The following is a 20,244-nucleotide window of genomic DNA, read 5'->3' as shown; positions in this document are numbered from 1 at the left end:
CTCTCCGGGGCAAGCCGCTCGAATCAAGCGAGAGAGTCGTTGCGGTGTATCCCCCTCCAGGCCGCGGCGGCTCTCTTCTTGCATCCCCTCCCCGCCTGTCACCCCTTTCCGACTTTACCGACGCCCGCCGATAGCGGCTTTGCGCGCATCCGTTGCGCGTCGCCCAGCCCGTCGCAGCGCCTTGGCCCATCGTGATTTCGCGCGCTCCGATCGCGCCTCTTCGGTCGTGACCGCCCTTCGGGGTATTTGCATCGCGGCGCGAAACGTCTAGCAGGAACCCGGCACCGACAGTCTGGAGACCTCTATGAAGACCCGCGCCGCCGTCGCATTCGAAGCCAAGAAGCCGCTGGAGATCGTCGAACTCGATCTCGAGGGCCCCAAAGCAGGCGAAGTCCTCGTCGAGATCATGGCAACCGGCATCTGCCACACCGACGCCTACACGCTGGACGGCCTGGATTCGGAAGGCATCTTCCCCTCCGTCCTCGGTCATGAGGGCGCGGGCATCGTGCGCGAGGTCGGCGCCGGCGTCACCTATGTGAAGCCCGGCGACCATGTCATCCCGCTCTACACGCCGGAATGCCGCCAGTGTAAGTCGTGCCTGTCCGGCAAGACCAATCTGTGCACCGCCATCCGCGCCACCCAGGGCAAGGGCGTGATGCCCGACGGCACCTCGCGCTTTTCCTACAAGGGCCAGCCGATCTACCATTACATGGGCTGCTCGACCTTCTCGAACTTCACCGTGCTGCCCGAGATCGCCGTCGCCAAGATCCGCCAGGACGCGCCGTTCAAGACGTCCTGCTATTGCGGCTGCGGCGTGACCACCGGCGTCGGCGCCGTGGTCAACACCGCCAAGGTCGAGCCGGGCGCCAATGTCGTGGTCTTCGGCCTCGGCGGCATCGGCCTCAACGTCATCCAGGGCGCCCGTCTCGTCGGCGCCGACAAGATCATCGGCGTCGATCTCAACAACGACAAGAAGGAATGGGGCACGCGCTTCGGCATGACCCATTTCGTCAATCCCAAGGAGATCGACGGCGACATCGTCGCGCATCTGGTCGAGCTGACCGGCGGCGGCGCCGACTACACCTTCGACTGCACCGGCAACACCATGGTCATGCGCCAGGCGCTGGAAGCCTGCCACCGCGGCTGGGGCGTCTCCGTCGTCATCGGCGTCGCCGAGGCGGGCAAGGAGATCTCCACCCGGCCGTTCCAGCTGGTCACCGGCCGTGTCTGGAAGGGCTCGGCCTTCGGCGGCGCGCGCGGGCGCACCGACACGCCGAAGATCGTCGACTGGTACATGGACGGCAAGATCCAGATCGATCCGATGATCACCCACACGCTCAGCCTGGAAGAGATCAACAAGGGCTTCGACCTGATGCACGAGGGCAAGTCGATCCGTTCGGTGGTGGTGTACTGATGGAAACCGTCTCGACCAACACGGCCCATGGCGGCGTGCAGGGCGTCTACCGCCACGCGTCGGCACAAACCGGCACCGAGATGACCTTCTCGGTGTTCGTGCCGCCCCATGCCGACGGCGCGAAGCTGCCGGTGGTCTGGTATCTGTCCGGCCTCACCTGCACCCATGCCAACGTCACCGAAAAGGGCGAGTACCGGCGCCTGTGCGCCGAGCTCGGCCTGATCTTCGTGGCACCGGACACCAGCCCGCGCGGCGAGACCGTGCCGGACGACGCCGAAGGCGCCTATGATTTCGGCCTGGGCGCCGGCTTCTATGTCGACGCGACGCAGGAGCCCTACGCGAAGAACTACCGCATGTGGTCCTACGTGACCGAGGAACTGCCGGCGCTGGTCGGCGCCGAGTTCCCGGCCGACATGGCGCGGCAATCGATCCTCGGCCATTCCATGGGCGGTCACGGCGCGCTGACCATCGGCCTGACCTTCCCGGATCGCTACAAGGCCGTCTCGGCCTTCGCGCCGATCGTCGCCCCCTGCCAGGTCCCGTGGGGCCACAAGGCGTTGCCCCTGTATCTGGGCGACGACAAGACACTGTGGCGCAAGCACGACGCGGTGGCGCTAATCGAGGACGGGGCGCGGGTGAAGGATCTGCTGGTCGACCAGGGCGAGGCCGACAATTTCCTCGCCGAGCAGCTGAAGCCCGAACTCCTGGAACAGGCCTGTGCCGACGCCGGGATCGCCCTGACGCTGCGCCGCCAGCCCGGCTACGACCACAGCTACTATTTCATCTCCAGCTTCATGGAAGACCATCTGCGCTGGCACGCCGCGCGGCTCGGCTAGCCGCATCGACACCATGCCGGGCGGGACACCGCCCGGCGCCGGCCTTGATCCTGCACCGATCTGTCCCGTATCGAGGGACATCGCGTGCCAGCCCGCGTTCTGACGGAGCGGCGCGCCTCGGTCTTGTGCCGAGCCCCTTCGCAGAAACGGATTCCCCATGGCAAATCTCGCCAGCGTCCTCGCCTGCCTCGATCTCAACCTCGAGCGCTCGCTCGGCCGGCTCACCGATCTTCTGAAGATTCCGTCGATCTCCACCGATCCGGCCTATGGCGAGGATTGCCGCAGGGCAGCCGAATATCTGGTGGGCGATCTCGATGCGATCGGCTTCGACGCCTCGCTGCGCGAGACGCCGGGTCACCCGATGGTGGTCGCCCATCACGACGGCCCGCAGGGCGCGCCGCACGTCCTGTTTTACGGCCATTACGACGTCCAGCCGGTCGACCCGCTGGAGCTGTGGGAGACCGCGCCCTTCGAGCCGGTCGTCAAGGACGGGCCGGACGGCACCCAGCGCATCGTCGCGCGGGGCTCGGCCGACGACAAGGGCCAGCTGATGACCTTCATCGAGGCCTGCCGCGCCTACAAGGCCGAGACCGGCGGCCTGCCCTGCCGGGTCACGATCTTCCTGGAAGGCGAGGAGGAATCCGGCTCGCCCTCGCTGACCCCCTTCCTCGACGCCAATCGCGCGGAATTGTCGGCCGACGTCGCACTGGTCTGCGACACCAACATGTGGGACCGCCAGACCCCCGCCATCTCGACCGGCCTGCGCGGGCTCGTCGGCGAGGAGATCGTCGTGACAGCCGCCAACCAGGACCTGCATTCGGGCTATTTCGGCGGCGCCGCGCAGAACCCGATCCGCGTCCTCGCCCGCATCCTCGCCGACATCCACGACGCCGACGGCCGGGTCACCATTCCCGGCTTCTACGACGGCGTCCAGGACATCCCCGACGAGGTCCGCGCGATCTGGGACGGCCTCGACTTCTCGGCCGAGGAATTCCTCGGTTCGGTCGGCCTGTCGGTGCCGGCCGGCGAAGCAGGCCGCTCGGTGCTGGAGCAGGTCTGGGCACGCCCGACAGCCGAGTTCAACGGCATTTCCGGCGGCTATACCGGCAAGGGCTTCAAGACCGTCATCGCCTCGCAGGCGAGCGTGAAAGTCTCGTTCCGGCTGGTCGCCGGGCAGGATCCCGCCAAGATCCGCGCCGCCTTCCGGGCCTTCGTCGAGGCGCGGCTGCCGGCCGACTGTTCCGCCGAATACCACCCCCATGGCGGCTCGCCGGCCATCCAGCTGCCGTTCGATTCACCCTGGCTCGGCAAGGCTCGCGCCGCGCTCTCGGACGAGTGGCCGAAGCCCGCCGTGATGATCGGCATGGGCGGCTCGATCCCGGTGGTCGGCGAGTTCAAGGCGCGGCTCGGCATGGAATCGCTGCTGATCGGCTTCGGCCTCGGCGACGACCGCATCCATTCGCCGAACGAGAAGTACGAGATGAGTTCCTTCCACAAGGGCCAGCGCTCCTGGGCCCGGGTCCTGGCTGCGCTGGGCGCCGAGGCCTGAGTCTGAGGCGAACTGCAGGCGCCGCAAGGCGCCTGCGACCCCGGCGCAGACGGGGCGCGGCCTGTACGCGGCCGTCACTGTGCCCGCGGCGCAACGGCGCCGGGGCAAAGCGCCCGGCGCACGATTCCGTCGATTGATGGATCGCGATTTTCCCGTATGAACGACAGCAACAAACGCCTCGCGGTCCGGCGGATCGAAGAATGGCGTGACAGGCTGGAGTATCAGACATGCGTATCCGTACCGCCGCCTCGGCCCTTGCCCTGCTGCTCGCGACCTCGCTGAGCGCGGCGGCGGCCGACGCCGTCTACGCCCCCTATGATCCCGCACCGGCGCCGCTCGCGCCCGCCGCCAACGATTACGGCGATGCGGACTTCGTCTTCGAGCTGGGCGTCTCGGGCGTCGTCTCGCCGGAATACCTCGGCTCCGACGAGTACCAGATCAATCCGTCGCCGATCATCAGCGTGGAATATCTGAACCTGCCGGGCATCGGCTCCTTCGGCGGCAAGGACGGCCTCGGCCTGTCGATCGGACCCTCCTTCGATTACATCGGCGACCGCGATACCAGCGACTATCCCGAGCTGGATGGTCTCGACGACCTCGACGCCACCTACGAGCTCGGCATCAAGGCTGGCTACGAGTGGCAGCACGCCGAAGTCTACGGCGCCGTGCGCTATGCCTTCGGCGGCGCAGACGGTTTCGTCGGCGACGTCGGCGCCAATCTGATCGCCCGTCCGACCGAACGCCTAGTGCTCAAGGCCGGCCCGACTGCCAGCTTCGCCTCCAGCGACTACATGGATTCCTATTTCGGCGTTAGCGCCCGGGAATCGGCCGCGTCGGGCTTCGACCTCGGCGCCTATGATCCCGATGGCGGCTTCAAGAGCGTCGGCGTCGCCGCTACGGCGCGCTACGAGATCTTCACCGACTGGTTCATCAATGCCGACGCCAAGTATGACCGGCTGGTCGGCGACGCCAAGGATTCGCCGATCGTGAAGGCCGGCGACGAGAACCAGTATTTCTTCGGTCTCGGCATTTCCAAGCGCTTCTCGCTCGACCTCTGGTAGGCCGCGCCGGGACGCCCTGCGCCCCAGCGGCTCACTTCCGAAGCCCGGTCGCCCGCGACCGGGCATTTCGCGTTCAATGCCGCCGGTCGCCGCCGGCGCGGCGCCTTTGCCGCCCCGGACCGCTGTCGTATTGCTTAACGTCCCGTTAATTCGCCGCATTTAGGCTGCACGCGGGTCTGCAGAAATGCATGTGACAAGGCTTGGGGGTCGTGTCGACTCGCAGGCGGGACGGGTTCGGTGCAGACCGGCGTCCCGGTCTCGCGACGCTCGCTGGGGCGCAGCTTTGTCCCGGCCGGCGGTCGCCGCGTGGCATGGGAATGAGAGCTGCCTGACGCGGCTTTCGTACGACGAACTGGACCGGCCGTCACAGCGCCGATTCGCGAGGGGAAGACGTCCGAATGGCGGCACGACGGCACGAGCGCATCGAACCCAGCTTCGGCGGTTCCGAACTCGGCGACGACGATTTCCGCATCAGCGCCGACGATCGTGCCGTCCCCAATGCCGCGACCGGTCCGCGCCGCAAGACCGCCAAGAAGCCCGCCAACGACCGCAAGCAGGCCAAGCCCGCGGCCACCAGCCGCCGCGGCAAGGCGCGCGGCGCAGGTGGTTCGGGCAGCGGCGGCGGCGGTCGCCGGCGCAGCTTTCTCGGCCATCTGGTGCGGCTGTTCCTTGTGCTCGGCGTGTTCGGCAGCCTCGTAGTCGCCGCTGTCGTCGGCTATGTCGCCGTGCAGCTGCCGCAGGAAGCCTGGGCGATCCCTGACCGGCCGCCCAACGTCAAGATCGTCTCGGTGTCGGGCGAACTGATGGCCAATCGCGGCCTCACCGGCGGCAAGGAGGTCGGGCTGAACGAGATGAGCCCCTATATCCCGCAGGCGGTGATGGCCATCGAGGACCGGCGCTTCTACGACCATTGGGGCGTGGACCCGGTCGGCGTCGCCCGCGCCTTCATGGAGAACATGGCGGCGGGCGAGACCGTGCAGGGCGGCTCGACCCTGACCCAGCAGCTGGCGAAGAACGTCTTCCTCAATCCCGACCAGACGATCCGCCGCAAGGTCCAGGAGGCGATCCTGGCGCTCTGGCTGGAGCACAAGTTCACCAAGGACCAGATCCTCGAGATGTATCTCAACCGGGTCTATTTCGGCTCGGGCGCGACCGGCGTGGAAGCGGCGTCGCGGCGGTATTTCGACAAGCCGGCCGAAGAGGTGAATCTGGGCGAGGCGGCGCTGCTGGCCGGCCTCCTGAAGGCCCCCTCCCGCCTGTCTCCCGCCAACGATCCGGCCGCTGCCAAGGCCCGCGCGGAAGTCGTGCTGGCGGCGATGCGCGACGAGGGCTTCATCAGCGAGGACGAGTTTGCCAACGCCAAGGCGCAGAAGCCCACCAACGCCAAGAGCTACTGGACCGGCGGCGAGCACTATGCCGCCGACCTGGTGATGCGCGACATCAAGCAGCTGGTCGGCGACATCGACCAGGACGTCATCGTGGAGACGACCATCGATCTCGGCCTGGAGAAGACGGCCGAAGAGGTGGTGCGCCAGACCATCGACGGTGCCTCGCAGAATGTCAGCCAGGGCGCGCTCGTCTCGATCGACGGTACTGGGGCGATCCGGGCGCTGGTCGGCGGCCGCGACTACGCCCAGAGCCAGTTCAACCGGGCCGTCGACGCCAAGCGCCAGCCGGGCTCGACCTTCAAGCCCTTCGTCTACGCCACCGCGCTGGAAAAGGGCTGGCGGCCGGAATCGATCATCGACGATGCGCCCGTGCGGATCGGCAACTGGTCGCCCCAGAACTACGACAACAAGTATCGCGGCCCGGTCACGGTCGCCGACGCCCTGCGCCAGTCGCTGAACACGGTCGCCGCACGCCTGGTCGACAACACCGGCGCCGACGCGGTGATCGAGATGGCGCATCGCATGGGCATCAAGTCCGATCTCATCGACAACGCCTCGATCGCCCTCGGCACCTCGGAAGTCACGCTGGTCGAGCTAACCGGCGCCTTCGCCGCGCTGGCCAATGGCGGCTACCGGGCGACGCCGCATCTGGTCAATCGCGTCGTCACCGAACAGGGCAAGGTGGTCTGGGAGCGTGGCGCTGAAGTGCCGCCGGTCGTCGTCGGACCAGACGTCGTGGGAATGATGAATGCCATGCTGTCGCAGGTCGTGTCGGCCGGCACCGGCCGCCGGGCGGCTATCGACGGCTGGCAGGCCGCCGGCAAGACCGGCACCACCCAGGACTTCAAGGATGCCTGGTTCGTCGGCTACACGGCCAATCTGACCACCGGCGTCTGGCTGGGCAACGACAATGGCGCCAAGATGCGCAAGGTCACCGGCGGTTCGCTCCCGGCCGAGGCCTGGCACGATTTCATGTCCGCAGCACATGAGGGGCTCGACCCGGTCCCGCTTCCGGGCGACTACCGGATCGGCGACGCGCAGGCCCCGCTGACGGCAGACAGCGGCTATTCGGATGGGGGCTTCTACGAGGGGGACTCTGCCGATCCCTATTACAGGCAGACCGGCGAGGCGCCGATCCCGCCCCAGGGCCTGCCGGCGGAAGGCGGCGGCAGGGTCTATGACAGCGCGCCGCCACCGGGGGTGACCGTCGAGGGACCGGCCAGCGGTGGCCGCTCCAGCGACCGGTCGCTGTTCCGCAGCATCTTCGGCGGCTGACAGCCGGCGAACATCTTCGCCGGCCAGACTTTTCAACAATGTTCCGCTTATCAGAGGTGTCCGGCAGGCCGCGAGGCTGCGGCGTGCCGGTCGCTCGCGGCCTGACTAGAGGACGCCGAGCAGCGACAGAACAATGGCGACGACGACGACCAGGCCGACGAGATAGATGATGCTGTTCATGGCTTGTCTCCTAAGAGCCCGGCCGGGCGGACGATCCGCACGCCGGGACGTTTGGAAGGGGTAAGTCGCGGTCGTCCGTTGCGGTTCCAACCATCTTGGGATTCGTGCCGGCGCACCGGCTGGCGGGTGCCGCACTCACGAAAGCGCGACCGGCCGTCTTGCACCCCCAAAAGGCACTTCATATATACCCGCCAGCCCCGCCGAAGCCGGCGACGCAGTCGTTTCGGCCCTGCGGTTCATTCCAGAATATCCAGGGGCTGCCCAATCCGGAACGCCTCCTCGAGGGTCCCGGGCGGCTCGCTAAACAAGGAGACTATGCATGGCGAAGGTAATCGGAATCGACCTTGGCACGACCAATTCCTGTATCGCGGTCATGGACGGCAAGAGCGCCAAGGTGATCGAGAATGCCGAGGGCGCGCGCACCACGCCTTCGATGGTGGCCTTCACCGACGACGGCGAGCGCCTCGTCGGACAGCCGGCCAAGCGCCAGGCGGTCACCAACCCCGAGAATACGCTTTTTGCGATCAAGCGCCTGATCGGCCGGACCTTCAAGGATCCGACGACGCAAAAAGACAAGGGCATGGTCCCCTACAAGATCGTCAATGCCGAGAATGGCGACGCCTGGGTCGAGGCCGACGGCGAGAAATATTCGCCCTCGCAGATCTCCGCGATGATCCTCCAGAAGATGAAGGAAACCGCCGAGGCCTATCTCGGCGAGAAGGTCGAGAAGGCGGTTATCACCGTGCCGGCCTACTTCAACGACGCCCAGCGCCAGGCGACCAAGGACGCCGGCAAGATCGCCGGGCTCGACGTCCTGCGCATCATCAACGAGCCGACCGCTGCGGCGCTGGCCTACGGCCTCGACAAGAGCGACGGCAAGACGATCGCGGTCTACGATCTGGGCGGCGGCACCTTCGACGTGTCGGTCCTGGAGATCGGTGACGGCGTCTTCGAGGTGAAGTCCACCAATGGCGACACCTTCCTCGGCGGCGAAGACTTCGACATGCGTCTGGTCGACTACTTCGCGGCGGAGTTCAAGAAGGACCAGGGCATCGACCTGAAGAACGACAAGCTCGCGCTGCAGCGGCTCAAGGAGGCCGCCGAGAAGGCCAAGATCGAGCTCTCCTCGTCCTCGCAGACCGAGATCAACCTGCCGTTCATCACCGCCGATGCGTCGGGTCCCAAGCACCTGACCATGAAGCTGACCCGCTCCAAGTTCGAGAGCCTCGTCGACGACCTCGTGCAGCGCACGATGGATCCGTGCAAGGCGGCGCTCAAGGATGCCGGTCTGACGGCGTCGGACATCGACGAGGTGGTCCTGGTCGGCGGCATGACCCGGATGCCGAAGGTCCAGGAAGCGGTGAAGAACCTGTTCGGCAAGGAGCCGCACAAGGGCGTCAACCCGGACGAGGTCGTCGCCATGGGCGCCGCCATCCAGGCCGGCGTGCTGCAGGGCGACGTCAAGGACGTGCTTTTGCTCGACGTGACGCCCCTGTCGCTCGGCATCGAGACGCTGGGCGGCGTGTTCACCCGGCTGATCGATCGCAACACCACGATCCCGACCAAGAAGAGCCAGGTGTTCTCCACCGCCGAGGACAGCCAGAACGCCGTGACCATTCAGGTCTTCCAGGGCGAGCGCGAAATGGCCCAGGACAACAAGAGCCTCGGCCGCTTCAATCTCGAGGGCATCCCGCCGGCACCTCGCGGCGTGCCGCAAATCGAGGTCACCTTCGACATCGACGCCAACGGCATCGTCAACGTCTCGGCCAAGGACAAGGGAACCAACAAGGAGCAGCGGATCACCATCCAGGCCTCCGGTGGCCTGTCCGACGCGGACATCGAGCAGATGGTCAAGGACGCCGAGGCCAATGCCGACACCGACAAGAAGCGTCGCGCGGCCGTCGAGGCGAAGAACCAGGCAGAGAGCCTCGTTCACTCCGCCGAGAAGTCGCTCCAGGATTACGGCGACAAGGTCTCCGAGGATGATCGCGGCGCGATCCGCACGGCGATCGACGACCTGAAGACAGAGCTGGAGAATCCGGAGGCCGAGGCCGAGACGATCAAGGCCAAGAGCGACCGGCTCGCCGAGGTCTCCATGAAGCTCGGTCAGGCAATGTACGAGGCGGCCCAGGCCGAACAGCCCGAGGGCGAGGCCGGTGCCGATGCCTCCGACACGGCCAAGGACGACGTCGTCGATGCCGACTTCGAGGAAGTCAACGAGGACGAGGACCGCAAGAAGTCGGCCTGATCGTCGGGGAAGACAGCGCGGCGGCATGGCCCGCCGTGCTCCCGACCCACAGAGACACAGACAAAAGCCCCGGCCTGCGCGCCGGGGCTTTTGTCGTTCCAGCGCTCGAAACCTGCGGCCTTACGGGCGCGTGCGGCGGTCTGGACGCATCCAGACGACGCGACGATTCATCGTTAATTCATCCTTCGCTTGCAGATTGCGGTCTCTTGCGCGCCAATCGGACAGGGAACAGGAACGCCGCCCACCGTCTCCGCGACCCGCGCAGGGTCCGGATCGGTCCGCCACTGGAGCAGCCATGCACTTCCGCGTCTTCGACTGCTGGCGACTGACTGCGGCAATTCTGGTCATGGCCTATCATTTCCTCTTCTATGCACCCTATGGCGTGGAAACCGGTACGCAGTTCCTGCGCCGGCTGCTGCCGCTGCTCGACATGTTCTTCATGATTTCCGGCTTTCTTATCGCCAGCCGCTACGCGACGCGTATCCACACGACCGGCGACTACGCCAATTTCATGCGGCGGCGGATCGCGCGCCTCTACCCGCTGCATTTCCTCACCACGATGTTCTTCGTCGGCGTTGCGGTGCTGGCCTATTTCTGGGGATCTGCCAACCATCCCTGGGCTCGCGACGTCGCGGCGCTGCCGTTCCATCTCCTGGCCCTCCATGCCCTGGGCTTCACGGAAGAACTCGCGCTCAACTATCCGTCCTGGTCGGTCAGCGCGGAGTTCTTCGCATATGCGCTGTTTCCGCTCATCGTCCTGGCCTTTCGCTGGAAGGGTCTGCTCGGCCTGTTCGCCCTGCTGGCCGTCTGGCTGGGTGGCCTGGAATACGCTTCCACGCGCGGCGTCTTCCCCTCGGGCCACTGGACCGACGCGGACACGCTGGGCGCCTACCGGGCCTTCGCCGACTTCATCATGGGCGCGATCATCGCCGTGGTCGTCGCGCGACGCATGATTACCATCGAGAGTCACTGGCCGGGCATCATCCTCGGCATGGCCGCTGCCGCCGCCATGATCCTGGAAGCGCCACCCTACCCGACGCTGATGCTTCTGGCCGCCGCCCTGACCGCGACCGCGTTGGCCGAGACCGCCAGGCCGGATTCCACCGCGGCGCTGGCGCCGCTGATGCCGGTGACGCGGGTCTCCTTCAGCATCTATCTGCTGCATCCGGTGATGGAATTCTTCTTCCTGACGGTGATCTGGCAGCGCATCCTGGAGCCGGCCGGGATCGTCGATTTCTACGTGTTCTGGATCGTTCCGATGATCGCTACGGTGGTGGTGGCCATGCTGTCCGACCGCTTCGTCGAGAGACGCTTCGGCGGCTGGATCGCCGGTCCCCGCCCGCCGGAGGGCAGCCCGGCCCGCATGGCCTCGGCCTGACCCGTAGGCAAGGCAGAGTTCCTTTCGGCCTCACGCTATGGTATCGCGCTCCTGCCGTTCCTACATCGAAGGCGAGTTGTCGCGGCGCGGCGGGCCAAGGCCCCTGCTGCCGCCGAGATCGTCTGCCCAGAACCCATGGAAGCGTGAATGAAGGCCGATTACTACGAGATGCTCGGCGTGTCCCGCGATGTCGACGAAAAGGGACTGAAGACCGCGTTTCGCAAGCTCGCGATGCAGTATCACCCCGATCGCAATCCCGGCAATTCGGAAGCCGAGGTGAAGTTCAAGGAACTCGGGGAAGCCTACGAGGTCCTCAAGGACGGGCAGAAGCGAGCGGCCTACGACCGCTTTGGCCATGCAGCCTTCCAGAATGGTGGCGGCGGTGGCGGATTCCGCGGCGACTTCTCCTCTTCCATGGCCGACATCTTCGACGACATCTTCGGCGAGATGATGGGCGGACGGGCCCGCAGCGGCGGCCGCCAGCCCGGCAGCGGACGCGAGCGTGGCTCGGATCTGCGCTACAACATGGAAATCAGTCTCGAGGAGGCCTTCGAGGGCAAGACCGCCGAGATCGGCGTGCCCACGACGATCCAATGCGACGAGTGCACTGGCACCGGCGCAAGGCCCGGCACCAACCCGAAGACCTGTCCCACCTGCGCGGGCGTCGGCCGGGTTCGCGCTGCCCAGGGCTTCTTCTCCATCGAACGCACCTGCCCGAACTGCCAGGGCCGCGGCCAGGTCATCGCCGACCCCTGCGGCAAGTGCGGCGGCGACGGCCGCCTGCCGGAAGAGCGCAATCTCTCGGTCAACATTCCCGCCGGCATCGAGGATGGCACCCGCATCCGTCTCGCCGGCGAGGGTGAGGCCGGACTGCGTGGCGGACCGGCCGGCGACCTCTATATTTTCCTCTCGGTCAAGCCCCATGAGTTCATGCAGCGCGACGGCGCCGACCTGTATTGCCAGGTGCCGCTCTCGATGATCACGGCCGCGCTCGGCGGGCATTTTGATGTCTCGACGCTGGACGGCAACACGACGCGCGTGAAGGTCCCCGAGGGCACCCAGACAGGCAAGCAGTTCCGGGTCAGGGGCAAGGGCATGCCGGTGCTGCGCTCGCCGCAAGTCGGCGACCTGTTCATCCAGGTCACCGTCGAGACGCCGCAGAATCTGTCGCGCCGTCAGCGCGAACTCCTGGAGGAATTCGAGGAAATCTCCTCGTCCGACAATTCTCCCCAGTCGACCGGCTTCTTCTCGCGGATGAAGGAATTCTTCGAAGGGTTGAGCGAACATTGATCTGCGACATGTTGAGTGGGACGCAGGTCGTATCGACGGCTGCGTCGTAAAGCCGTTACACGATCAAGGCATCAAGACATGCCTGACCAGGGCCGTCTGGCCGGACTGGAGGACACGAGAGTTGGGAACCCCGGAGCCGCGCCAGATCACCCCGTTGCGCAAGCGCAAGAAGGTCAGCGACGAGGCGCGTTTCTTTCGGGGCTGGCTGCAACGGCCCCTGGTGATGGGCGCAGTCTCGCCCTCGTCGCGCACACTCGGCCGGGCCATGGCCGCCTACGTTCCCGATCCGGCCGATTTCGACACCAATTCCCGCGTGCTGGAACTGGGCCCGGGCACCGGCGTCGTCACCCAGAGCCTGATCGAACGGGGCGTGCCAGAAGCGGCGCTGGTCCTCGTCGAATACGCGCCGGAATTCTGCGTGCTCCTGCGCGCCCGCTTTCCCGCAGCGCTGGTCATCCAGGGCGATGCCTACGAACCCAACGCCGCAGTCACCCGCGCCATGGAGGGCAAATGCCTCGAGGCGGTCGTTTCTAGCCTGCCGCTGTTCACCAAGCCTGACGCGAAGCGCGAGCGCGTCATCGGCGGCTCGCTGGCCCGGATGGCGCGTGGCGCACCCTTCATCCAGTTCTCCTACGCCCTGACCATGCCGGTCAAACCCGAGCGGATCGGCGCCGAACTGCTCACCAGTCCGTGGATCAAGCGCAACCTGCCGCCGGCCCGCGTGTTGGTATATCGATCCGCCTGACGGCGGCAGCACGACACGAGAGGAAGGCAGATGGCGGGCAACGGCGCACAAGGGCAGACCAAAGAGGCAGGTGAACGCTACGAGGGGGACTGGGCGCGCTTCTTCGCCAATTGGGTCCGCCACCCCGTCAAGATGGGCGCCGTCGCACCCTCCAGCCGCGCCTATTGCAACATGATGGTCCGGCACGCCACGATCGATCTCGACGGACCGATCCTGGAACTGGGCCCCGGCCTCGGAGTGGTCACCCGCACGCTGCTCGAACACGGCGTCGCGCCCGAGCGCATCACCTCCATCGAATATGACGCCGATTTCTCCCGGCAGCTGCAGCGCCGCTTTCCCGGCGTCAACGTCATCAATGGCGACGGCTTCGAGCTGGACAAGACGCTCGGCGACCGCCGGAACGAAAAATTCGCCGCGATCCTGATGGCGATCCCGATCGTCAGTTTTTCCCAGGAAAAGCGCCAGGCGCTGTTCACCGACTATTTCTCGCGCCTCATGCCCGGCGGGAACCTGACTGAGCTCTCCTACATGGTGACGCCGCCCGTGCGGCCGGTCCCGGGCGTCTTTACCGTCTCCTCCTCGCCGCGGGTCTGGAACAACATTCCGCCGGCACGGGTCTGGATCTATTCCCAGGACACCGTAGCGGCGCCGAATACGGCCGCGTCGTCGTGAGCGCCAACATCCTCGTCCTGCCCGGCTCGCTGCGGCTGGCCTCCCACAACCGCAAGCTGGCGGCCGAGGCGACCCGGATGCTGGCGCTGTCCGACGCTGTGGTGACCCGGCTCGACCTCGCGGATTATCCGCTGCCGCTTTATGACGGCGACCACGAGCAGGAGGTCGGCATTCCCGAGAATGCCGTGCTTCTGGCCCATCGCATCGCCGTGCAGGACGGGCTGCTGCTGGTCAGCCCCGAATACAATCACTCGATGCCTGCGGTGCTGAAGAACGCCATCGACTGGGCAAGCCGCGTGCGCAAGGTGCAGGGCCGCCCCGTGCAGCCCTTCAAGGGCCTGGTCGTCGGCCTCGCCTCGGCCTCCACCGGCCGGTTCGGCGGCACGCGCGGGCTGGAGGCGCTGCGCATCGTGATGCGGGCGCTGGGCGCCGAAGTGATCACCCAGCAATGCAGCGTGGCCGATGCGGCCAACGGCTTCGACGAAAATGGCCGCCTGTCCGACGATGCCGCCCGCACGTCGCTGGAATCCCTGATCGACAAGCTTCTCGACACCTCGCGCAGCCTCAGCCGTCGCGGCTGACGCCGCGCTGCCCGAACGCACGCGGACAAGCGGAACTCCACGCGGCCTCGCGAATTCCGCCCGAAACGGTGAAGAACCAGGAACGCGACATGACGATCGAGCCGAACAACTCCCAGCAGATCCGCCCCGAAGAGCTGCAGCGGACGGTCCAGCGCCACCTCCACGACCACTGGAAACCCTACGCTTTCCAGGGCGGCCTGATGGTCACGGTCGGCATCTTGGCGATCCTCGCGCCCTTCGCGGCGACGCTCGCGACCACGCTGCTCTTCGGCTGGCTGATGATCTTCGCCGGCGTTGTCGGCACGATCGGCGCGTTCCGCGCTACCGGGGCGCCGGGCTTCTGGTCGAGCGTGCTGCTGGCGGTACTCGCCTTCGTTCTCGGCATCGTCATCATCTACGACCCGGCTGCGGGCTCGATCACCCTGACATGGATGCTGGGGCTGTATTTCCTGCTGTCGGGCCTGTTCAATTTCTCCATCGCCCGCGCCTTTCAGCAGTCGACCGGCCGGTTCTGGCTGCTCGTCGTCTCCGGCATCGTCGATGTCGCGCTGGCGATCTTCCTGATCCTCGGCCTGCCGGGCACGGCGGTCTGGGCCGTCGGCCTGTTCCTCGGCATCTCGCTGATCACCTCGGGGATGGCGCTGCTGTTCTCGGCGCTCGACGCGCGCAACAATGTCCCGACCCGCCCGACCTGAGATGGCGGCGTCCCCGAACGTCCTGGTCGAACGGCTTCTGGCGCGCAGCGGCGGGACGAGCTTTGCCGACGATCTCGGCATCGACCTTCGCCAGGACAAGCCGATGGGGCTGTTCCTCTGGCTGGTGGCGGCCAATCTGTCGTCCGCGCGCATCTCGGCCGATCAGGCCCTGCGGGCGGCGAAGGCGTTGAAGGATGCCGGGCTGACCACCGCCCGGCACATGGCCGATGCGACGTGGAAGGCGCGCGTGGTCATCCTCAACCGGAACGGCTATGCGCGCTTCGACGAAAAGACCTCGCGGTTCCTGAAGGACATGGCCGATCATTGCCTCGCCGAATATGACGGCGACCTGCGCAAGCTGCGGGATGCGGCCGGCAGGGACCCCGCCGAGGAACGCAGGCGTCTCAAGGCGTTCAAGGGCATCGGCGATGTCGGCGTCGACATCTTCTTTCGCGAGGAGCAGATCGCCTGGGACGAGATCTACCCCTTTGCCGACAAGCGCTCGCTGCGGGCCGCCGACAGGCTCTGCCTCGGCGCGGATGCGGAAACGCTCGCCCGCCTCGTCCCGAAACAGCGCTTCCCGGCGCTGCTCGCCGCACTGCTCAAGGCCGATTTCGACAAGGCCCTCGACACCGTCGCGAAGGACTGAGCCGTCGTGCGGTCCTCAGACGTGCTGGCCGCCATTGATGTGGAGTTCGGAGCCGGTGACGTAGGAGGCCTGGCCCGAACACAGGAAGTAGATCACGTCGGCGACTTCTGCGGTCTGGCCGAGGCGGCGCAGGGGGATGTCGTCGATCATCTTCTCGGTGCCCGGCGACAGGATCGCCGTCTCGATCTCGCCCGGCGCGATCGCGTTGACACGGATACCGGCCGGGCCGAAATCATGGGCCATCTCGCGGGTCAGCGAGTTCAGCGCCGCCTTCGACGTGGCATAGGCCGTACCGGCGAAGGGGTGGACCCGGCCGCCGGCGATCGAGGTGATGTTGACGATAGAGCCGCGCGCCTTGGACAATTCCTTGAACAGGCCGCGGGCGAGCATGATCGGGGCGAAGAAATTCACCTGGAAGACGTCGCGCCAGGCATGCATGGGCGTGCGGATCGAATCCATCCGCGAGCCGCCGTCGCCCTTCGGCGAGATCGCCGCGTTGTTGACGAGCGCATGCAGTTCCGAACCGTTGGCCTCGAGCCGGCGCCGGATCTCCGACACGGCGAAGCCGACGTCTTCCTGGTCCGATAGATCGACGCGGATGTGATCCTCCGGTCCCGCAGGCCAGGGGCAATCGTCGGAGAAATCCTGGCGCGAGCAGGTGATCACCCGCCATCCCTCGCGCGAGAAACGCTTTACGGTCGCGTGACCGATGCCGCGGGACGCGCCGGTCAGAACCAGCGTCTTGCGACTGTCATGCGCGGTGTCCGCCATTGATACAGGCCCTTTCGAACTCGGATCCGCGCGTCCGGCGATCACGAACCGATCAACTCGTCCGGTGGCACGCGGCGTGCGGTTGCTTCTAGCACGTTCGCCGATGCACATAAGCGATCCCAGTGGCGGAGACGAACAATTGATGATGCCAGTCCGCAAGAATCCCCGCCTGGCCGCGATACGGTGTGTCGCCGTTCTGGCGACGGCACTGCTCGTCGCAGCGCCCGTGCGGGCGGCCGAACCCGACCCGTCCGACTGGCCTGCCGTCCTGCAGGCGGCCGAGGGACAGACCGTCTATTTCCACGCATGGGGCGGCTCCCAGAACATCAACGACTATATCGGCTGGGTCGGTGAGTCGGTGGAAGAGCGGTTCGGCGTCACCCTCCAACACGTCAAGCTGGACGACACGGCCAATGCGGTCGCCGCGGTGGTGGCGGAAAAGGCCGCCGGCAAGGACAAAGGCGGCTCGGTCGATCTCATCTGGATCAATGGCGAAAACTTCGTCTCCATGCAGGAGCAGGGCCTTCTCGCCGACGGCTTTGCGACCGCGCTGCCGAACTGGCGCTATGTCGACACCGGCAATCCCAGCGTGACGACCGACTTCACCGTGCCGACCCTGGGCCAGGAATCGCCCTGGGGTGGCGCCAAGATGGTGTTCTTCTCCGATACGGCCCGCAGCGGCGATGTCGCCGACATGCCGAAGGACACCGACGCCCTCCTGGCATGGGCCAGGGCCCATCCCGGCCAGTTCTCCTACCCGGCTCCGCCGGACTTCATCGGTTCGAGCTTCCTCAAGCAGGTGCTGATCGAGCAGGCACCCGATGCCGCCGTTCTCCAGGAGCCGGCAACCGACGCGACGTTCGCGGCGACGACAGCGCCCCTGTGGGCGTGGCTGGACGCGATCCGCCCGGTGCTCTGGCGCGAGGGCCGCGACTATCCGCAGAACTACCCCGCCATGAAGCAGCTTCTCGGCGACGGCGAACTCGGCATCATCTTCGCCTTCAACCCTTCCGAGGCGTCGGCGGGCATTGCCGCCGGCGAGTTGCCCGACACGGTGCGCTCCTTCACCTTTCCCGGCGGCACGCTCGGCAACACCCACTTCGTCGCCATTCCCTACAATTCCTCGGCCAAGGCCGGCGCGATGGTGGTCGCAAACTTCCTGATCTCGCCCGAGGCGCAATTGCGCAAGGAAGACCCCGTCCATTGGGGCGACCCGACGGTGCTGGCCATGGACCGGCTGGAGCCGGCCGACCGCCGGGCCTTCGCCGCCATCGACCGGGGCGTCGCCACCCTGCCGCCGTCCGAGCTCGGTCCGGTCCTGCCGGAACCCCACGCCTCCTGGATGACCCGCATCGAGGACGAGTGGAAGCGCCGCTACGGCGGCTGATGCAGGCGCCGCCATCCCTGCCGGCCGTTCGGCATCGCGCATGCATCGGCACCGGACCGGTGACGCCATGAGCGGCCCGGCCGGCCCTCGCAAGGCGTCCGTACTCGGCGCGGTGCCCGTCCTCCTGGCGCTGCTCCTCGCCGCGCCCGTCGCCGTTGGACTGGCCGGGGTGGTTCTGCCGGCCTTCGGCTATCTGCCGGCGCTCGGCGGCGACGGGTTTTCGCTGCAGCCGCTGCGCGACGTTCTTGCGGCGCCCGGCATCGGCGTCTCCATGGGCCTCAGCTTCGCGGCCGGGCTCCTGACGACGGCGGTCTCGCTCGCCGGCGTGGCGCTGTTCCTGGCGGCGTTTTCGCACAGCCGCACGATGCGGGTAATGCGCCAGGCGCTCGCCCCGCTTCTGGCCGTGCCCCATGCCGCGGCAGCCTTCGGAATCCTCTTCCTGATCGCCCCGTCGGGCCTCCTCTTCCGCCTTGCCGCCATCCCGCTCGGCTTCGAGCGACCCCCGGACCTCCTGATCATTGGCGATCCGTACGCACTGGCGATGATGGCGGCCCTCGTCGCCAAGGAAATGCCGTTCCTGATGCTGGTGGCCCTCGCCGCGCTGCCCCAGGCCGATCCCGAGCGGCGGCAGATGCTGGCCCGTTCGCTGGGATACGGGCGGATGGCCGGCTTTCTCCTCACCGTCTGGCCGTCGGTCTATCGCCAGATCCGCCTGCCGGTCATCGCCGTGGCCGCCTTCGCCTCGGCCGTCGTCGACGTCGCGCTGATCCTCGGGCCCTCGACGCCCGCCCCCCTGGCCGTCCGGCTGATCGGCTGGATGAACGATCCCGACCTTGCCATGCGCTTCCAGGCCTCGGCGGGGGCGCTGGTACAGCTGGTGGTCACGCTCGCCGTCATCCTCGCCTGGCTGGGTGTGGAGCGAGCCGGGGGCTATCTGGTGCGCCGGGAAGCCGGGAAGGGCCGACGCCATGTCTCGGACGCGGCATGGCGAGCCTTCGCCGCCCTGCCGGTGCCGCTGGCTGGCCTGGCGGTTTTCCTGGGGCTGATGCTCCTCCTCCTGTGGTCGGTCGCCGGCTTTTGGGGCTTTCCCGACCTTCTGCCGCCGACCCTCAACCTGCAGAGCTGGCAGCGCACCCTCGATTCCGCCGGCGGCCCGCTCTGGACGAGCTTCGTCGTCGCCCTGGCCGCGGCGACGATCGCGCTCGGCCTCGTCGTCATCCTCCTGGAAGCCCGGCGACGGCGGTTCCTCGCCGCGCGCGCCGGCGAGGTCCGCCTGCCGTCGGCAATCGCCGGGCTCATCTACCTGCCGCTGATCGTCCCGCAGATTGCCTTCGTCTTCGGGCTGCAGGTGCTGACCCTCGTCGCCGGCCTGACGCCCTCCCTGCCGCTGCTGGTCGCCGTGCATCTGATCTTCGTGGCGCCCTATGCGGCGCTGGCGTTGGCCGATCCCTGGTTTGCGCTCGATCCACGCTATGAGCGGGTCGCGGCGGGCCTCGGCCGCTCGGGCTGGGCGACGTTCCTGCGCGTCCGGCTGCCGATGCTGACCGCCCCGATCCTCACCGCGCTCGCCATCGGCTTTGCGGTGTCGATCGGCCTGTACCTGCCGACGGTGCTGATCGGCGCGGGCCGCTTGCCGACGATCACCACCGAGGCCGTGGCACTCGCCGCCGGCGGCAACCGCCGGGTCATCGGCGCCTATGCATTGCTCCAGACCGCGCTGCCCTTTCTCGCCTTCGCGGCTGCCAGCCTCGCGCCGGTCTTGCTTGCGCGCGGCCGGCGCGGCATGAGGGCGCCATGACCACAGATGACGGATTGCGCCTCGACGCGGTCGAGATCCGGCTCGGGACCCGCCGGCTCCTGGCCATCGACCGGTTGGTGCCGCCGGGCCAGACCCTGAGCGTCATGGGTCCGTCCGGCTCCGGCAAGTCGACGCTGTTCGCGCTGATCGCCGGCTTTCTCGATCCCGCCTTTACCGCCGACGGACGGGCGCTGCTGAATGGCCGCGACCTGACCGGCCTGCCGCCGGAACGGCGCCGGGTGGGGCTCCTCTTCCAGGACGCGCTGCTCTATCCGCACATGTCGGTGGGCGGCAACCTGCTCTTTGGCCTGCCGCCCGGGCTGAAGG

At 67.2% G+C, this 20,244-nt stretch carries 16 protein-coding genes and 1 pseudogene; 16 read left to right on the top strand and 1 reads right to left on the bottom strand.

Going from position 1 to position 20,244, the window contains the following annotated elements; all coding sequences use genetic code 11:
* The first annotated feature begins 304 nt into the window (after positions 1–304).
* The 13 genes from VQ042_RS02755 (at position 305) to VQ042_RS02695 (ending at position 15,961) form a co-directional block, all read left to right on the top strand.
* Positions 305–1,414 (top strand): S-(hydroxymethyl)glutathione dehydrogenase/class III alcohol dehydrogenase, encoded by a 1,110-nt coding sequence (locus VQ042_RS02755; protein ID WP_331815254.1) that lies wholly within the window; start codon positions 305–307, stop codon positions 1,412–1,414.
* On the top strand, positions 1,414–2,250 hold the full coding sequence (gene fghA, locus VQ042_RS02750; RefSeq protein ID WP_331815252.1) for an S-formylglutathione hydrolase: 837 nt from the start codon (positions 1,414–1,416) through the stop codon (positions 2,248–2,250). The genes VQ042_RS02755 and fghA overlap by 1 nt, the downstream gene beginning before the upstream one ends.
* 157 nt (positions 2,251–2,407) lie before the next feature.
* The gene (locus VQ042_RS02745; RefSeq protein WP_331815250.1) at positions 2,408–3,799 is read left to right on the top strand and encodes a M20/M25/M40 family metallo-hydrolase; all 1,392 of its coding nucleotides are present in this window, start codon (positions 2,408–2,410) and stop codon (positions 3,797–3,799) included.
* 227 nt (positions 3,800–4,026) lie between these two features.
* Positions 4,027–4,860 carry a MipA/OmpV family protein gene (locus tag VQ042_RS02740; protein ID WP_331815248.1) on the top strand — a complete coding sequence of 278 codons (834 nt, stop codon included), beginning with the start codon at positions 4,027–4,029 and terminating at the stop codon, positions 4,858–4,860.
* A 398-nt stretch (positions 4,861–5,258) separates the two neighbouring features.
* On the top strand, positions 5,259–7,523 hold the full coding sequence (locus VQ042_RS02735; protein WP_331815246.1) for a transglycosylase domain-containing protein: 2,265 nt from the start codon (positions 5,259–5,261) through the stop codon (positions 7,521–7,523).
* 499 nt (positions 7,524–8,022) lie between these two features.
* The gene (gene dnaK, locus VQ042_RS02730) at positions 8,023–9,951 is read left to right on the top strand and encodes a molecular chaperone DnaK (RefSeq protein ID WP_331815243.1); all 1,929 of its coding nucleotides are present in this window, start codon (positions 8,023–8,025) and stop codon (positions 9,949–9,951) included.
* Between the two features lie 295 nt (positions 9,952–10,246).
* Entirely contained in the window at positions 10,247–11,329 is a 1,083-nt protein-coding gene (locus VQ042_RS02725) for an acyltransferase family protein (RefSeq protein ID WP_331815241.1), read from the top strand.
* A 147-nt stretch (positions 11,330–11,476) separates the two neighbouring features.
* Complete coding sequence (gene dnaJ, locus VQ042_RS02720) at positions 11,477–12,619, top strand: molecular chaperone DnaJ (protein ID WP_331815239.1); 1,143 nt, start codon at positions 11,477–11,479, stop codon at positions 12,617–12,619.
* A 121-nt stretch (positions 12,620–12,740) separates the two neighbouring features.
* Positions 12,741–13,364, top strand: coding sequence for a class I SAM-dependent methyltransferase (locus VQ042_RS02715; RefSeq protein ID WP_331815237.1), 624 nt, complete (start codon positions 12,741–12,743; stop codon positions 13,362–13,364).
* Positions 13,365–13,394: 30 nt separating this feature from the next.
* On the top strand, positions 13,395–14,036 hold the full coding sequence (locus VQ042_RS02710) for a class I SAM-dependent methyltransferase (RefSeq protein WP_331815234.1): 642 nt from the start codon (positions 13,395–13,397) through the stop codon (positions 14,034–14,036).
* Complete coding sequence (locus VQ042_RS02705; protein ID WP_331815230.1) at positions 14,033–14,617, top strand: NADPH-dependent FMN reductase; 585 nt, start codon at positions 14,033–14,035, stop codon at positions 14,615–14,617. The genes VQ042_RS02710 and VQ042_RS02705 overlap by 4 nt, the downstream gene beginning before the upstream one ends.
* Positions 14,618–14,706: 89 nt before the next feature.
* Complete coding sequence (locus VQ042_RS02700) at positions 14,707–15,312, top strand: HdeD family acid-resistance protein (RefSeq protein WP_331815227.1); 606 nt, start codon at positions 14,707–14,709, stop codon at positions 15,310–15,312.
* Position 15,313: 1 nt separating this feature from the next.
* Complete coding sequence (locus VQ042_RS02695) at positions 15,314–15,961, top strand: hypothetical protein (RefSeq protein WP_331815224.1); 648 nt, start codon at positions 15,314–15,316, stop codon at positions 15,959–15,961.
* Between the two features lie 15 nt (positions 15,962–15,976).
* On the opposite strand, the gene VQ042_RS02690 is transcribed toward VQ042_RS02695, so the two are convergent.
* Positions 15,977–16,732 carry an SDR family NAD(P)-dependent oxidoreductase gene (locus VQ042_RS02690; RefSeq protein ID WP_331815221.1) on the bottom strand — a complete coding sequence of 252 codons (756 nt, stop codon included), beginning with the start codon at positions 16,730–16,732 and terminating at the stop codon, positions 15,977–15,979.
* A 145-nt stretch (positions 16,733–16,877) separates the two neighbouring features.
* Between VQ042_RS02690 and VQ042_RS02685 the strand changes: the two genes are divergently transcribed.
* The 3 genes and pseudogenes from VQ042_RS02685 to VQ042_RS25915 form a co-directional block, all read left to right on the top strand.
* The gene (locus VQ042_RS02685; RefSeq protein WP_331815533.1) at positions 16,878–18,119 is read left to right on the top strand and encodes an ABC transporter substrate-binding protein; all 1,242 of its coding nucleotides are present in this window, start codon (positions 16,878–16,880) and stop codon (positions 18,117–18,119) included.
* 67 nt (positions 18,120–18,186) lie between these two features.
* Positions 18,187–19,917 (top strand): ABC transporter permease, encoded by a 1,731-nt coding sequence (locus VQ042_RS02680; protein WP_331815218.1) that lies wholly within the window; start codon positions 18,187–18,189, stop codon positions 19,915–19,917.
* Positions 19,914–20,186, top strand: a pseudogene (locus VQ042_RS25915) (ATP-binding cassette domain-containing protein); the annotation flags it as partial. The gene VQ042_RS02680 and the pseudogene VQ042_RS25915, both read left to right, overlap by 4 nt.
* Positions 20,187–20,244: the final 58 nt, after the last annotated feature.

Source organism: Aurantimonas sp. A2-1-M11 (genome assembly GCF_036549475.1).
Classification (GTDB): Bacteria; Pseudomonadota; Alphaproteobacteria; order Rhizobiales; family Rhizobiaceae; genus Aurantimonas.
The sequence above is the reverse complement of the archived record's forward strand: the minus strand, read 5'-3'. Positions and strand labels throughout refer to the sequence as shown.

What these genes read in the sequence shown, in the direction of transcription:
- VQ042_RS02755 (WP_331815254.1), top strand. Translation starts at nt 305, where the DNA reads ATGAAGACCCGCGCCGCCGTCGCATTCGAAGCCAAGAAGCCGCTGGAG.
- fghA (WP_331815252.1), top strand. Translation starts at nt 1,414, where the DNA reads ATGGAAACCGTCTCGACCAACACGGCCCATGGCGGCGTGCAGGGCGTC.
- VQ042_RS02745 (WP_331815250.1), top strand. Translation starts at nt 2,408, where the DNA reads ATGGCAAATCTCGCCAGCGTCCTCGCCTGCCTCGATCTCAACCTCGAG.
- VQ042_RS02740 (WP_331815248.1), top strand. Translation starts at nt 4,027, where the DNA reads ATGCGTATCCGTACCGCCGCCTCGGCCCTTGCCCTGCTGCTCGCGACC.
- VQ042_RS02735 (WP_331815246.1), top strand. Translation starts at nt 5,259, where the DNA reads ATGGCGGCACGACGGCACGAGCGCATCGAACCCAGCTTCGGCGGTTCC.
- dnaK (WP_331815243.1), top strand. Translation starts at nt 8,023, where the DNA reads ATGGCGAAGGTAATCGGAATCGACCTTGGCACGACCAATTCCTGTATC.
- VQ042_RS02725 (WP_331815241.1), top strand. Translation starts at nt 10,247, where the DNA reads ATGCACTTCCGCGTCTTCGACTGCTGGCGACTGACTGCGGCAATTCTG.
- dnaJ (WP_331815239.1), top strand. Translation starts at nt 11,477, where the DNA reads ATGAAGGCCGATTACTACGAGATGCTCGGCGTGTCCCGCGATGTCGAC.
- VQ042_RS02710 (WP_331815234.1), top strand. Translation starts at nt 13,395, where the DNA reads ATGGCGGGCAACGGCGCACAAGGGCAGACCAAAGAGGCAGGTGAACGC.
- VQ042_RS02700 (WP_331815227.1), top strand. Translation starts at nt 14,707, where the DNA reads ATGACGATCGAGCCGAACAACTCCCAGCAGATCCGCCCCGAAGAGCTG.
- VQ042_RS02695 (WP_331815224.1), top strand. Translation starts at nt 15,314, where the DNA reads ATGGCGGCGTCCCCGAACGTCCTGGTCGAACGGCTTCTGGCGCGCAGC.
- VQ042_RS02690 (WP_331815221.1), bottom strand. Translation starts at nt 16,732, where the DNA reads ATGGCGGACACCGCGCATGACAGTCGCAAGACGCTGGTTCTGACCGGC.
- VQ042_RS02685 (WP_331815533.1), top strand. Translation starts at nt 16,878, where the DNA reads ATGCCAGTCCGCAAGAATCCCCGCCTGGCCGCGATACGGTGTGTCGCC.
- VQ042_RS02680 (WP_331815218.1), top strand. Translation starts at nt 18,187, where the DNA reads ATGAGCGGCCCGGCCGGCCCTCGCAAGGCGTCCGTACTCGGCGCGGTG.